The following is a 13046-nucleotide window of genomic DNA, read 5'->3' as shown; positions in this document are numbered from 1 at the left end:
CAGGAATGCCCAGGTGTCAGGATCCTTCGCCAGCGACAATGCGCCCCAGCCACCCAAGGTGTACCGCTCCGCCGGTGAGATCGTGGCCGCACTGCGTCCTGCGCTGCAGCAGCACATCCCCCTGCGGATCACCTTCACCCGCCAGGGCCAGCAGTTCCAGAGCTTCGTCGTGGACATCGACGAGACCAAGGGCCTGATCGCGCTGGACGAATTCATTCCCCGGGAAGCCGAGCGGTTGCTGGAGCAGGCCCAGCCCTTCCATGTGGACAGCCTGCACGAGGGTATCAGGGTCAGCTGGCAGATCGACCGTCCGGTGCAGTTCAGCGAGATCGACGGCCACCGGTGCTACTGGGTCGGCCTGCCGGCGGAACTGACCTACCACCAGCGGCGCAATGCCTTCCGCGTCAGACTGCTGTTGAATCGGCCGGCCACGGCGGAACTGGTTCAGGAGACCGGCGAGATCCAGTTGCGCGGGCAATTGATCGACCTGTCGGCCACCGGCTGCAAACTACGCTTTCCCGGCAATGTGACCCACCTGCTGCAACCGGGCCAGCTGGTGCAGAGCTTCACCGCGGAACTGCCCATGGGTGCCATCACCACGGCGGTGAACATCCGCCACGTGACCTGCCTGGATCGCCTGGAGCAGAGTGACGTCGGCGTCAGCTTCCACAATCTCAGCGGTGCCACCCAGCGCCAGGTGGAACGCTTCGTCTACCAGCTGCAGCGGGAAAGCCGTCGCCTCGACTGAACCGCCAGTGGGGCGCCGGCTGCCCCCTGCCCGCCCTCAAGGCAACTTGGTGTCGGCTGGCTCCCCAGGCGCGCTACCTTCCGGGGAAGACGGCGCCTCTTCGACGGGCGTTTCCGCCACCGGCTCGCTGTGCATCTGCTCCTGCACCACCTGGCTATCGACCCGCGGATCCAGCGCCGCCGCCAGCGGTGAACTGGTCGACCCCTCGGGCATCTGCACGTGGCTCAGCGGCGCTTCGTCGACCAGGTGCTTGCCGGTGACCGCATCCGGGCGGATCCGCCAGATCAGGATCCCGCCGCAGAGGACGACGAAGGCATAGAGCATGTTGGGTCCGACCAGGTTCATCAGGGCCCCTACCACCAGCGGGCCGATACAGGCGCCGACGCCGAAGGTCACCAGCAGCATGGCGCTCAGGGACACCCGCCGTTCACCCTCGATGTGATCGTTGGACAGCGCCACCGCCAGCGGATAGAGGACGAACTGCAGCAGGCTGGCGATGAGGCCGAGCGGCAGCAGGACCACCGGCGGCACATGGGGCAATACCGCCAGTGGCAAGGCGGCGACGGTCAGGGCGATGGCGACCACCCGGATCAGCCAGCTGCGATCGTGGCGATCCGACAGCCAGCCGATCGGCCACTGGGCGACCAGGCCGGCGAAGATGCAGCAGGCCATGAACAGACCGATGCGCTCGGTGGGCAGTCCCTGGGCGCTGGCATAGAGCGGCGCCAGGCCGTAAAAGGAGCCGATCACCAGGCCCGCGACCAGGGTGGTGGTCAGCGACTGCGGAATGCGCTTGATGAAGAAGGCCGGCTCCAGGGGGGCCGGCTTGAGCGGTGCCGGGTGGATCTTGCCGGTGACGGCCACCGGAACCAGGCAGAGCGCATAGCAGATCGCCACCAGCATCAGCTTGTCGACCCCGAGATCGGGCGACAGCACCAGCACCACCTGGCCCAGGGCGAGGCCCAGGTAGGAGGCGGTCATGTAGCCGGAGAAGACCTTGCCCCGCTCGCCCGGACCAGCCTGCTCGTTGAGCCAGCTCTCCAGCACCATGTACTGGCACATCATGCCCATGCCGATCAGCACCCGGAGCGCCAGCCACACCGGCAGCCAGGGCAACAGCCCGATTCCCAGGACCGCCGCGCCGACCACGCCGGCGCAGGTCACGTAGGCGCGGATATGGCCGACCCGGGCGATCAGCCGGTGTCCCAGCTTGCCACCTATCACCAGCCCCGCGTAATAGGCGGCGGTCAGGGCGCCGACCCAGAGTCCCTGCACCTGCTCCGCGGCCAGCCGCAGGCCCAGGTAGGTACTCAACAGCCCCGTTCCGATCAACATCAACAGCGTCGCGAAATAAAGCCCGCGAAACGCCGACAGCACACGCCCCATTGCCTACTCCATCGTCTCTTGCCACCAGGCGAGCGCGACGGGATCAGCTTCGCCGTTGCGCTGCCAGCTGGGCATCCTCGCCCAGGCGTGGATTGTAATGGCCCGCACAGGCCTTCATCAGTACCTGCAGCACCGACAGATTACCTCTGACGCTGCTGATCTTGGTGGGTACCTCGCCCTTCGGATAGCGTCTCACGGTAGGGAGTTCCACGCAGCGGTAACCCAATTTCGGCACGCGGTAGGACAGATAGGCCAGCAGCTCGTAGGTGGTGAACTCATCACGGAAGGGCGCCACCCGCGGATCCAGCAGCATGGCCCGGCTGTAGGCGCGGAAACCCTGGGTGGTGTCGGTCCAGTGGAAGCCCGAGGCCAGGCTGAGCATGGGCGCGTGGATGAAGCGGATGGCGAAGTCGCGCGACTTGGGCGTGTTCTCGGCCACGCCGCCGGCGAGGAAGCGCGACGCCTGGACGAAGTCGTAGCCCTGCTCGATGGCCGCGATGAAGCGGGGAATGGCGTCGGGATCGTCCTTGTCGTTGCCGTCGATGGTCACGATGCCGGTATAGCCCTCGTCGAGCACGAAGGCGTAGGCGCAGCGCAGCTGGGCGCTGAGCTTGCCCGGCGCGGTCTTGACCAGCAGGCCCCGGACGCCCAGCTCCTGCAGCCGTTGCGGCTCCAGCGAACCGTCGGTGCTGCCGCCGTCGACGATGATGACGTCGGCGATGTCGGCGATCTTCACCGCGGCCATGCGGCGGAGCAGGTTGAGGATGCGCTCGCCTTCGTTGATGACCGGAATCACCACGCAATGGGGACGGCTGCGGCCGTTCCAGAAGGTCGTCGAATAGCTGGGCACCTGCCAGAGGGCCCGCTCGGTGGCGGGAATTGCAGTAGTCATAGGTCCTCCAGGGTCAACCGACACGGGCCGTGATGAGAGCGACACCGGCGATGATCAGGACGATGCCTGCCGCCGTGGTCCAGGGAAAGGCTTCGCGAAAGATCGCCACCGACAGCAGGGCGACGCTGGCGATGGCCCCGGCCGTCAGCACCGGATGCGCCACGTTCAGCGGCAGCTTGGCGAGCGCGGCGGCATATAGCAGGAAGGCCAGGCCGTACATGAACAGGCCCAGCCAGAACGGCCAGTTGCTCAGGGCCGCCATGGGATCGGCAGGGCTGGGAAAACGGCGCGGCGGCAGCATCGCCATCTTGACCAGCACGCTCGCCGACGCATTGGAGGCGATGCCCAGGATCAGGATCAGCCACTTCATGCGGCGGCCTCCGGCAGATCGCCATAGGCGCGGATCGCCACCTGGACGCCGCGCTCCAGCGCCGCCAGGTTGGAGCCCTGCTTGGCCGGCAGCATCTCGATGCTGACCACCTGCTCCGGCAGCCGGCGGGTCAGGGCGAAGGCGATGCCCTCGTGGTTGGTACCGCCCTCCCCCAGGGTCACCAGGTCCGGCTCGCTGGCATGGACATGGCCGATCAGCTCGGCATGCTCCTCAAGCACCCGCGCGGCGTCTTCCGCGTTGATGGTCAGGGCACCGGTGTCGAGCTGCATGCGGATCGCCGGATGGTCCACCGCGCGCACCACGGCAGCCGTGGAGTCGCTGTCGATCATGAAGTTGGCGCCATAGCGGGGGGGATTCGGCTCCAGGCAGATCAGCACGTTGCGGGCCGCGGCGACGTCGCCCAGACGGCGAAAGAAGTCACGCGCCTGCGCCAGGGCCTCTTCGTCGCTCAATCCCGAGCGATCCCGGTTGCGCGGCGAGCCGAACACCAGGCGGGTGGCACCCAGTCCCTCGGCGACCCGACAGACCCCTTCCAGCTGCGCCAGCAGCGCGCCTTGCACGTCGTCGGTGCCGAAGACATTGAGGCCGGTGGTGCCGAACAACAGCGCCTGCATGCCGGTGATCTCGATGCCCCGCGCCTGCCACTGCTGGCGCACGGCCTGGATCTGCTCGGCGGTGGCCGTCTTCGGATCGGCGAAGTACTTGCCGGGGGCGATGTCGATAGCATCCACCCGGTATTGCTGCAGGATTTCGGCGACCATGGCGTCGTCGGTCGGGTCCCAGGCGATATTGGAGATGGCGATGCGCATCACTGACCCTCCGCCTTGATCACCGGGGGTTCCGACTGGGCATAGGCCCGCACCGCCAGCAGGGTATCGCGGGCGCTGTACTGGTAGCCGTCACGACCACCGAAGACCTCGGCATGCACGCTGCGGAAATCGTAGCGCGCCGGCGTACCCTCCAGGGTATTGGCGAAATCGCGGCCGAAGCCCTGGCGGGCGATGTCCGCCACGCTGATGGGTTCGGCGGTCAGGTGGACCAGCTCCAGGCCGGCGGCCTGGGCGGTCTGGATGTCGTAGCCGAGGTTGACCATCGGATAGAACTGGAAGACGCCGCGGCTTTCCACGGCGTGCAGGTTATTGTCGTTGAGCAGGTCGTAGATCACGTTCTTGCGCAGTCCCGGCCCGACCAGGCCCGGCAGGCGGACGATCAGGGCCTTGGCGAAATGCTCGCGGACGAACTGTTCCAGGCGATAGCGGTTGGCCCCATAGGCATGCAGGCCGTCTTCGTCCACCGCGGTGGTTTCGTCCACGCCGAGCGGTTGCTTGAAGACATCCACGGTGCTGATCAGCACGAAGGACTCGCACTGGATCCGCGACAGATGCGCGATCAGGCCGTCGATCTTCTGCCGATCCGCTTCCGGATCACGGTTGGCGATCCACTTCTGCGCGGGCGCGCCGGCACAGATCACCTGCCCATAGGGCTGGTCGCCGATCTGGTCGATGTTGGTGGAGCGAAACAGCGCGCCGAAGGCCTTCTGCTTGAGCAGTGTCGACCCCACGAAGCCGCTGTACCCTATCAATGCGTCGGTCTTCATGTTGCTCACCCCTTGGTCTTAAATCTCAGGCAATAGTCCGCTTGGCACTCCTCGACGGGATAACGCTCGTCCAGGTAGGCCTTGAGACGTGGAAACTTGTCGTGCATGGAAATGTTGTTCAGGTTGAACGACCAGAAGGTCGTGGAATACACCACCGCCGGTGGATCGGCGCGCTGCAGATCGCCGAGCAGGTCCGCCTCGTAGGGCGGCGTGGCATAGACCGGATAGATGTACTTGGTGCAGGCCGGCAGGTCGGTCACCCCGTTGATGACGCCGTTGTTGGCCAGATCGAAGACGCAGCGGGCACCACTCTCCTGCAACCGGCGCGAGGCCCATTGCACGCCCGGGGTCGCCAGGGCGGCGTCGTCCGGCATGGCCGAGAGTTCCGGCACCCAGGCCAGGCCCTGGGCCCACACCCGCTCGACCGGCGACTTGTACAGGTTGAAGCCGGCCAGCAGCACCAGCAGCGCCGCGAGGGCCGGTAGCAGCAAGGGCCGCGCGAAGGCCACCAACGCGCCCAGCAGCAGCACCGCGAAGAACGGCGAGGGATTGAGACCGACCAATCCGAGCAGCACGGCCGCGGCGATGGCGGCGAGGGCCGCGCGCGGATGCACTGAGAGATCCCAGCCGCCATTGCGCGCGAGACGCTGGCGCCGCGCCGCATAGAGCAGGCTCAGCAGCGGCACCCAGAAGCCCATCTGGATGTGCTGGAAGTCCGCTCGGTTGACGCCGATCTTGAAGAAGATCGCCAGCAGCACCGCGAGGGCACCGATCAGCGGCAGGTCCTCGCTCCAGCGCCACGGCCAGGGCAGGCAGCGGATCAGGGCGAAGCCGGCCAGCGCCGTGGGCACCGCCAGCAACAGGCTGAGGGCGAGCGGGCGGGCAGTCAGGCCGTAGTTCCACTGGGAAGAGGTTTCTAAGAGGAAGGTCAGGTTCTTGACGTAGTCGGTCAGGGCGAAGAAATCGGTACCAAACCCGAGCCAGGCGACGGTCACGGCGAAGCTCAACAGTGACAGCAGATGGCGCCGCTGCAACAGCAGGGTCAGCACCACCGCCGAGCCCAGGGCCAGCACCCCGGCGATGCCGCGGTCATAGGACCAGAACACGTTGAAGCCTGCCGCCAGGCCCAGCAGCAGCTCGCAGACCAGCCGCTGCGGGGTGGTCGCCACCTTGCGGTGCAGGCAGAACAGGAACAGCGACAGCAGCAGGAAGAGATCACGATAGCCCACCACCTGGGTCGCCAGCGCGCCCACCGCGACCAGCAGCAGCAGCCGGCCGCGCCCCTTGGGCAGGGGGCACAGCAGAAGTGCCGTCCCCCAGAGCAACAGCGCCGCCCCGGTGTTGCAGAGCCCGTAGAGGATCTGGGTGACCAGGAAGGTGTGCTGGGCGCCGAACCAGGTCTCGGCCAGCCAGACCGGGATGAAGTCCAGCCCGCCGTGGATGGTGAAGGCGTGGGCACCCGGCTCGCTGTGCAGCAGGGTCGGCAGGGTGGCGAAGTACTCGCCTTGGTGGAAGGGGTCGAGGATGACGCCCTTGCCGAACAGAAAGAAGTTGATGACGGCAAAGACCAGAACGCTGATGAAGCCGGCGATGCCGGACACCCCCCTGGGTACGGCGTCAGTGGAAGGGTTCGGCATCGAGGCGCTCCAAGGCATCGAAAATGTTGTCGATCTTGCCGCCCAGCATCGAATAGCAGCCGGGCAACTGGGGATGCTGCTCGAACAGAATGGGACGGCCGTCGTCCCCTTCGTTCTTCATCAGGGTGGTTTTCACCTCGAACAGCGAATCCCGGTATTCCACCTTGGCCGCGGCCGCCATGTAGCGCGCCACGTCCCTGATCATCCAGTCCGCCCGCGAGGCCCGATCGTAGTCGGCCAGCAGCGCATAGGGATCGGTGCCATTGGCGTCTTCCCAGTTCAGGTGCGGCGTGTAACGCACGTGCGACAGCGTGTGCAGGCCGCGCGCCGGGAACGGCATCATCGAGAAGAACGGCCCGTCCATCACCGTCACGCCGATGTCGCGCAACTCGGGCGGCATCTCGACCAGGGCCATCTCGGTGATCTCGTGGCGCAGGCGCGTGGCGGTACCGGGAAAGTCGCCCCCGTATTGATTGAGGCCACTGTAGGTACAGTTGAAGAGATAGCGGCACTGCAACTCCTCCTCCTGCCCCGCCGCGTTCACCACCTCGACGCCGAGACCGCCGTCCGCACCATGGATCCGGGTCACCCGACTGTTGAAGCGGAGTTCCACGCCGACCGCATCCAGTTCCCGACTCACTTCGGCGGCCAGTACCGCCGAGTTGAAGGCATATTCTTCGGTCAGATATACCGCCTCGATCAAACGCTCGTCGAATAAGCGGGCGAACTCGGCGGGCGCGGGTTGCAAGGAGGCTTCGATACCCTGGCAGAAACGCTCGAACTGTTTCGCCGTCACCTTGGAGTTGTTGCGCGCGATGGCATACAACTTGGTGAAGTCCCGCACTACCACATCGGGATAGTCACGCAGGAACCGCGGCAAGTTGACGCGGCTGCGAAAGGCCGTCACGAAACTTCGGGGATAGTGATAACCGTTATGGACACGTGCCTGATTGTGATAAGAGGCACGCTTGAGCAGACCTTCCTCACGCTCGATCAGGGTAACTTGGGCGAAGCCCCTGACACGCATGAGATACAGGGCCGTCATGGCCCCGTAGAAACCGCCACCTATGACGATCGCGTCTTTCATGATCGTCCTTAGGCCATGCCGGATTGAACGGTCGGCCTGGCCGCGTTGCCGCCCTGCACCACCTCGACATTGAGCTTGTCACGACGCGTCATGACGGCGCTGGTGAACTCCTGGGCGACATGATAGAGCGGTCCTTCGTTGACTCTGTGGGTCAACTGCAGGACATATTCGCCCAGCACCAGCAGGACCAGCGAGATCAGGAAGAACATGCCGGACTGCTGCAGGGAGATCGTCACCCATCCCGGCGCCACGTCGTCCTTGAACAGGCCGATGGCGATGACATAGACCGAATAGAGCAGGTTGGACAGCGCACCGACGATGGACAGGAAACTCACCATGCGCATCGGCTTGCGGGTGGACGACACCAGCAGCCGTGCGCCGCGGTCGAAACTGCCGGACAGCCGCTTGGGCTTGGTGCTCCGCGGCGGCATGCTGTATTCGAGGTTGATCCGCGAGAAACCCGCCGTGGCCGGCAGGTGGCGGTAGGTCAGCGCCGGCGCCGGATGGCGCAGGATGTAGTTGATGACCTTCTTGCTGAGCAGCCGGTACTGGGGCGCATCCTTCTCCAGGTCGACGCCATTGAATTGCTTGTAGAGTTTGTTGAAACCCTTGGCGCACAAACTATAGGTCAGTGTCTGGCGAACTTTCTGCTGGTTGTTGGCGAACACCACATCGGCGCCCTCGGCGGCATGGCGCAACATGTCGGGCAAGAAGGCGATGTCGTCCGTTTCCGGATCTATGACGATCGCGAAGTCCCCCAGTGCATTCTCCAGACCCACCCAGGCGGCGGTATCGGAGTCCACTTCCTTGGTCAGGGCATATACCTGAAGGTTGGGTAAGCCATCGAGACTGGTGAGTTGCTTCAATCGAGCTACGCTGTCATCAGCGGACGCGTTGTCGACAATGATAAGTTCGTAGTCGCTCACCAAGGGGCCGATCACGGTGGCAGCGCGCTCCAAGGCGCCTTGCAACTCGGTTGCCTGATTACGAACGACGAACACGACTGAAAGTAGGACGGGATAAAAGGCCATAACGCGAACCTCCAGAGGCGCTCCAGATTCTTGCAATGCAGACGATTAGCCATCGGAGAGTACAGATAAATTCAGCAGGTTTTGTTCTGCTGCTCTACGCTGTGATCACAGCCACAAATCGTTGCGGGAAGAGCCTGGAAGTCGGACAAGGTCGCTGTTTTTGCCCTATCCTTCGACACTGCTGTAACGTTTCGGCAAGAGCAGTTGACGTCGGACGGCGAGGAGAGGTACTGGAATGGAATCTGGTGTCCCAGAGTGGGGTCGAACCACCAACCTTCCCCTTAGGAGGGGGATGCTCTATCCAATTGAGCTACTGGGACAGGAAAGGGCGCTCATGGTAACGAGCAGCGGAAGGTTTGTCATGTTTCGGTTCAGGCAGCCAGGCAGTCACGGCAGGACCGACGGAGGCAGGAAGTTCTTCAGCGGCTTTGCAATTTACCGAGTACGTCGGTAAATTGACGTCAATAAAAACAGATACCTAGGGACAGGTCATACCGATCCCAAGGTGCCGTGAGTGCTAGCGGAACGAGACGAGGGCTAACGCCTTCACTGATTTTAGACTCCAGATGAAGTACCTCAATGACCCAGGCCATTAGATCCTACTCAAGCCGTACCGCTGACAAGTTCGTCGTGCGTCTGCCCGAGGGCATGCGAGAGCGCATCGCGGATGTGGCCCGCAACCACCACCGCAGCATGAACTCCGAAATCATCGCGCGCCTCGAGCAGAGCTTGCAGCAAGAGGGTGCCCTCGGCGACGAACCCGGGTTACGCCTGGACAGTCCGGAGATCACCGCCAACGAGCGGGAATTGCTGCAGCGCTTTCGGCAGCTGTCCGGTCGCCAGCAGAACGCCCTGATCTCGCTGATCGCCCACGATATCGACGCCGCCTCCTGAGCGCGTCCAGGCTGCCCCGCGGCCGGGTAGCCTGTTGCAGTCCGCCCTGCCCTACATCAGGAACAGGGTGGCGAGCCCCAAGAAGATGAAGAAACCACCACTGTCGGTCACGGCGGTGATGAGGACGCTCGACCCCATGGCCGGGTCGCGACCGAAGCGCTGCAGGGTCATGGGAATCAATACCCCCATGAAGGCGGCGAGCAGCAGATTCAGGGTCATGGCGCCCATCATCACCAGCCCCAGTGACCAGCTGCTGTACAGGTAGAAGGCCACCAGCCCGATCACCCCACCCCAGATCACCCCGTTGCACAGGGCGACGCCCATTTCCTTGCGCAGCAACCGGGTGGTGTTGGTGACGCTGATCTGCCCGAGTGCCATGGCGCGCACGATCATGGTGATGGCCTGGTTGCCCGAGTTGCCACCGATGCCGGCGACGATGGGCATGAGCGCGGCCAGGGCCACCAGCTTCTCGATCGAGCCTTCGAAGAGGCCGATCACCCGCGAGGCGATGAAGGCGGTGATGAGGTTGGTAGCGAGCCAGGTCCAGCGGTTGCCGACCGACTTCCACACTGAGGCGAAGACATCCTCGTCCTCGCGCAGACCGGCCATGTTGAGGACTTCGCTTTCGCTCTCCTCGCGGATCAGGTCGACCATCTCGTCGATGGTGAGACGCCCGATCAGCTTGCCGTTCTTGTCCACCACCGGCGCCGAGACCAGGTCGTAGCGCTCGAACGCCTGGGCGGCGTCATAGGCGTCCCCGTCGGGATGGAAGGCCACCGCCTCCTTGGCCATGACCTCGGCGACCAGCTTTTCCGGGTCGTTGACCAGCAGGCGCTTGATCGGCAGCACGCCCTTGAGGATGCTGTCGTTGTCGACGACGAACAGCTTGTCGGTGTGGTCGGGCAACTCCTTCAGCCGCCGCAGGTAGCGCAGCACCACCTCCAGGGCGACGTCGTCGCGGATGGTCACCATCTCGAAGTCCATCAGCGCGCCGACCTGGTCCTCTTCGTAGGACAGGGCGGAGCGCACCCGCTCGCGCTGCTGGGCGTCGAGGGCCTCCATGAGCTCGTGGACGACATCGCGTGGCAGGTCCGGCGCCAGGTCGGCGAGTTCGTCGGCATCGAGCTGGCCAGCCACCGCGAGGATTTCCTGATCGTCCATGTCGGCGATCAGCGTCTCGCGGACGGCGTCCGAGACCTCGAGCAGGATCTCGCCATCACGCTCGGTCCTGACCAGTCCCCAGACGGTCAGGCGATCCTCGCGCGGCAGGGCTTCGAGAATGAAGGCGACGTCGGCGGGGTGCAGCTCGTCCAGGCGGGCACGCAGCTCTTCGAGGCCTTCTTCGGGAATATCGGCGGGGGACACGCGGGCGCGGTCCTGGTCTTCACGCGCCTCGACGGCGAGGTCGTAGCGCTCCAGCAACTCGACGACCTGGGCGAGCCGCTCTTGCAGCGTCTCGTGGGGTTTTCTGATTTCTGCTTCGTTCACTGCGGTCATAGCGCACTCCGGCCCGCCGGCGGAGCGCACCGACGAACCCTATTTCAACAACGGGACGAGAAAGACGATTAGGTGTTGACTGGGTAAGTCCATAAGGGGGGGTGACCACTGCCCCGGCGGGGCTGACGGCGGGGATGATACACCGGACCGGCAGCGGGCGCGAAGGCAAAAGGTTGTCAAAACAGCAATTTGCAAGGGTTTTGCGCGGTCGAAAAAGCCGTGGTTCAGGCCCTCGTCGCGCATCCCCGACTTCGCTAAGCTTGACCCGACCACGTCAAGGAGGACGGCTCATGAAAAAGTTGCTCGCATTCGGCCTGCTGCTGGGCTGCACGCCCCTGGAAGCGGCGACGGTCTACCGCTGCGAGGATGCCGCCGGGCACCTCACCTTCTCCGCCAGCGGTTGCGCCTCGGACAGCAACATCCGTCTGCAACGGGCGGACAATCCCCGTCCCGGCGGCGCCAAGCCCACGCTGATGGCGAAACCCAAAGCCACGCCGCGCCGGGAGGCGCCCCGCGCGCCGACGGTGGTGGCAGCCAGGACGGATGGGTGCGGTGACCTGCTCAGCGCCCGCGAAAGGCGGCAGGCGATCATCCGGGGACAGGTCAGGCTGGGCATGAACCGCTCAGACGTGGAAAGCGCCCTGGGACAACCGCAGCGGATCTCCCAACTGGATACCCTGACCCGCTATCACTACGAGGGCCGCACGCGCAAGGAGCGCTCGCGCCTGGTCACCTTCGATGACCGGGGTTGCGTGCGTCGACGCTGACGCCCGCAACCGGCGCAGGCGCCGTCAGAGTACAGCGCGGGGGTAGGAGCCGAGGACCTTGAGCGCCACGGCGCTGGTGGACAGGCGCTCCAGAACATCGCGGATCAGCGGATCGGCCTGGTGGCCGAGGAAGTCGATGAAGAAGACATAGGTCCACTTGCCGCTGCGCGAAGGCCGCGTCTCGATTCGGCTGAGGTCGATGTTGTTGGCGTGGAAGGGCAGCAGCAGCTCGTGCAGGGCGCCGGGCTTGTTCTGCATGGAGACGATGATGGAGGTCTTGTCGTCGCCACTGGGCGGCACGTCCTGGTTGCCGATAATGAGGAAGCGGGTGGAATTGTCCGGCCGATCCTCGATCTTCTGCTGCACGGGGGTCAGCCCATAGAGCGAGGCCGCCATGTCGCCGGCGATGGCTGCACTGTTCCACTCGCCCTTCACCCGCCGCGCCGCCTCGGCATTGCTGGCCACCGCCACCCGCTCGACGCTCGGGTAGTAGGAGTCCAGCCACTTGCGGCACTGGGCCAGCGACTGGGCGTGGGAATAGATGCGGGTGATGCTGTCGGCCTTGGTGTTCTCGCCGATCAGCAGGTGGTGGTGGATACGCAGCTCCACCTCGCCACAGATCGACAGGTTGTGTTCGAGGAAGCTGTCGAGGGTGTGATTGACCGCGCCCTCGGTGGAGTTCTCCACCGGCACCACGCCGAAGTTGGAAGCGCCGGCGGCGACCTCGCGGAACACCTCGTCGATGGCCGCCATCGGCCGGGTCACCACCGCCTTGCCGAAATGCTTGAGCGCTGCGGCCTGGGAGAAGGTGCCTTCCGGGCCGAGGTAGGCCACGTGCAGCGGTTCTTCCAGGGCCAGGCAGCAGGACATGATCTCGCGGAACAGCCGCGCCATGTCCTCGTCGCGGACCGGACCGCCATTGCGCTCCATCACCCGCTTGAGGACCTGGGCCTCGCGCTCGGGTCGATAGAACACGGGCTTCTCGCCCTCCGCCAGCGTCGCCATCTTGACCCGCGCCACGTCCTGGGCGCAGCGGGCGCGTTCGCTGATCAGCTCCTGGATGCGTTCGTCCAGACTGTCGATGCGCAGGCGCAGGGCCTTGAGCTCGTGTTCCGACAT

Annotated in this window: 13 protein-coding genes and 1 tRNA gene; 3 read left to right on the top strand and 11 right to left on the bottom strand. The window is 64.9% G+C overall.

The genetic code is table 11. The features are described 5' to 3' along the window. The first annotated feature begins 13 nt into the window (after nucleotides 1-13). A complete protein-coding gene (locus FSV73_RS16400) occupies nucleotides 14-748 on the top strand; it encodes a flagellar brake protein (RefSeq protein ID WP_145008902.1) in 735 nt (244 codons plus the stop codon). Between the two features lie 36 nt (nucleotides 749-784). Here the strand turns inward: FSV73_RS16400 and FSV73_RS16395 are convergent, their stop codons facing one another. From FSV73_RS16395 to FSV73_RS16355, 9 genes are all read right to left on the bottom strand, one after another. Then, nucleotides 785-2134, bottom strand: a complete 1350-nt coding sequence (locus FSV73_RS16395) for an MFS transporter (protein ID WP_145008901.1) — start codon at nucleotides 2132-2134, stop codon at nucleotides 785-787. Between the two features lie 43 nt (nucleotides 2135-2177). Next, on the bottom strand, nucleotides 2178-3026 hold the full coding sequence (locus FSV73_RS16390) for a glycosyltransferase family 2 protein (RefSeq protein WP_145008900.1): 849 nt from the start codon (nucleotides 3024-3026) through the stop codon (nucleotides 2178-2180). 13 nt (nucleotides 3027-3039) lie between these two features. After that, nucleotides 3040-3396: an SMR family transporter gene (locus FSV73_RS16385; protein WP_145008899.1), complete on the bottom strand. Its 357-nt coding sequence runs from the start codon at nucleotides 3394-3396 to the stop codon at nucleotides 3040-3042. After that, complete coding sequence (locus FSV73_RS16380; RefSeq protein ID WP_145008898.1) at nucleotides 3393-4226, bottom strand: sugar phosphate isomerase/epimerase family protein; 834 nt, start codon at nucleotides 4224-4226, stop codon at nucleotides 3393-3395. The genes FSV73_RS16385 and FSV73_RS16380 overlap by 4 nt, the downstream gene beginning before the upstream one ends. Beyond that, nucleotides 4226-5014, bottom strand: coding sequence for an NAD(P)-dependent oxidoreductase (locus tag FSV73_RS16375; RefSeq protein ID WP_145008897.1), 789 nt, complete (start codon nucleotides 5012-5014; stop codon nucleotides 4226-4228). Before FSV73_RS16375 ends, FSV73_RS16380 begins: the two co-directional genes overlap by 1 nt. Nucleotides 5015-5019: 5 nt before the next feature. Beyond that, a complete protein-coding gene (locus FSV73_RS16370; protein WP_260856094.1) occupies nucleotides 5020-6651 on the bottom strand; it encodes a hypothetical protein in 1632 nt (543 codons plus the stop codon). After that, on the bottom strand, nucleotides 6632-7696 hold the full coding sequence (locus FSV73_RS16365; RefSeq protein WP_437179293.1) for an FAD-dependent oxidoreductase: 1065 nt from the start codon (nucleotides 7694-7696) through the stop codon (nucleotides 6632-6634). The genes FSV73_RS16370 and FSV73_RS16365 overlap by 20 nt, the downstream gene beginning before the upstream one ends. Nucleotides 7697-7746: 50 nt before the next feature. After that, entirely contained in the window at nucleotides 7747-8769 is a 1023-nt protein-coding gene (locus FSV73_RS16360; RefSeq protein ID WP_145008895.1) for a glycosyltransferase, read from the bottom strand. A gap of 243 nt (nucleotides 8770-9012) precedes the next feature. After that, a tRNA-Arg gene (locus FSV73_RS16355) sits at nucleotides 9013-9089 on the bottom strand. A gap of 259 nt (nucleotides 9090-9348) precedes the next feature. Between FSV73_RS16355 and FSV73_RS16350 the strand changes: the two genes are divergently transcribed. Next, on the top strand, nucleotides 9349-9663 hold the full coding sequence (locus tag FSV73_RS16350) for an Arc family DNA-binding protein (RefSeq protein WP_058761568.1): 315 nt from the start codon (nucleotides 9349-9351) through the stop codon (nucleotides 9661-9663). Nucleotides 9664-9714: 51 nt separating this feature from the next. Here FSV73_RS16350 and mgtE read toward each other — a convergent pair whose 3' ends face one another. After that, nucleotides 9715-11160 carry a magnesium transporter gene (gene mgtE, locus FSV73_RS16345; protein WP_437179290.1) on the bottom strand — a complete coding sequence of 482 codons (1446 nt, stop codon included), beginning with the start codon at nucleotides 11158-11160 and terminating at the stop codon, nucleotides 9715-9717. Nucleotides 11161-11450: 290 nt separating this feature from the next. Here mgtE and FSV73_RS16340 point away from each other — a divergent pair, with 290 nt between their 5' ends. Next, complete coding sequence (locus FSV73_RS16340; protein WP_145008894.1) at nucleotides 11451-11927, top strand: DUF4124 domain-containing protein; 477 nt, start codon at nucleotides 11451-11453, stop codon at nucleotides 11925-11927. Nucleotides 11928-11951: 24 nt separating this feature from the next. Here FSV73_RS16340 and pheA read toward each other — a convergent pair whose 3' ends face one another. Beyond that, nucleotides 11952-13046, bottom strand: coding sequence for a prephenate dehydratase (gene pheA / locus FSV73_RS16335; protein WP_145008893.1), 1095 nt, complete (start codon nucleotides 13044-13046; stop codon nucleotides 11952-11954).

This window comes from Pseudomonas oryzihabitans (genome assembly GCF_007665395.1).
Taxonomy (GTDB): domain Bacteria; phylum Pseudomonadota; class Gammaproteobacteria; order Pseudomonadales; family Pseudomonadaceae; genus Chryseomonas; species Chryseomonas psychrotolerans_C.
Note: the sequence above shows the minus strand (reverse complement) of the source record. Positions and strands in the feature narration are given on the sequence as shown.

What these genes read in the sequence shown, in the direction of transcription:
- FSV73_RS16395 (WP_145008901.1), bottom strand. Translation starts at nt 2,134, where the DNA reads ATGGGGCGTGTGCTGTCGGCGTTTCGCGGGCTTTATTTCGCGACGCTG.
- FSV73_RS16390 (WP_145008900.1), bottom strand. Translation starts at nt 3,026, where the DNA reads ATGACTACTGCAATTCCCGCCACCGAGCGGGCCCTCTGGCAGGTGCCC.
- FSV73_RS16385 (WP_145008899.1), bottom strand. Translation starts at nt 3,396, where the DNA reads ATGAAGTGGCTGATCCTGATCCTGGGCATCGCCTCCAATGCGTCGGCG.
- FSV73_RS16380 (WP_145008898.1), bottom strand. Translation starts at nt 4,226, where the DNA reads ATGCGCATCGCCATCTCCAATATCGCCTGGGACCCGACCGACGACGCC.
- FSV73_RS16375 (WP_145008897.1), bottom strand. Translation starts at nt 5,014, where the DNA reads ATGAAGACCGACGCATTGATAGGGTACAGCGGCTTCGTGGGGTCGACA.
- FSV73_RS16370 (WP_260856094.1), bottom strand. Translation starts at nt 6,651, where the DNA reads ATGCCGAACCCTTCCACTGACGCCGTACCCAGGGGGGTGTCCGGCATC.
- FSV73_RS16365 (WP_437179293.1), bottom strand. Translation starts at nt 7,696, where the DNA reads ATGACGGCCCTGTATCTCATGCGTGTCAGGGGCTTCGCCCAAGTTACC.
- FSV73_RS16360 (WP_145008895.1), bottom strand. Translation starts at nt 8,769, where the DNA reads ATGGCCTTTTATCCCGTCCTACTTTCAGTCGTGTTCGTCGTTCGTAAT.
- FSV73_RS16350 (WP_058761568.1), top strand. Translation starts at nt 9,349, where the DNA reads ATGACCCAGGCCATTAGATCCTACTCAAGCCGTACCGCTGACAAGTTC.
- mgtE (WP_437179290.1), bottom strand. Translation starts at nt 11,160, where the DNA reads ATGACCGCAGTGAACGAAGCAGAAATCAGAAAACCCCACGAGACGCTG.
- FSV73_RS16340 (WP_145008894.1), top strand. Translation starts at nt 11,451, where the DNA reads ATGAAAAAGTTGCTCGCATTCGGCCTGCTGCTGGGCTGCACGCCCCTG.
- pheA (WP_145008893.1), bottom strand. Translation starts at nt 13,046, where the DNA reads ATGTCGGAACACGAGCTCAAGGCCCTGCGCCTGCGCATCGACAGTCTG.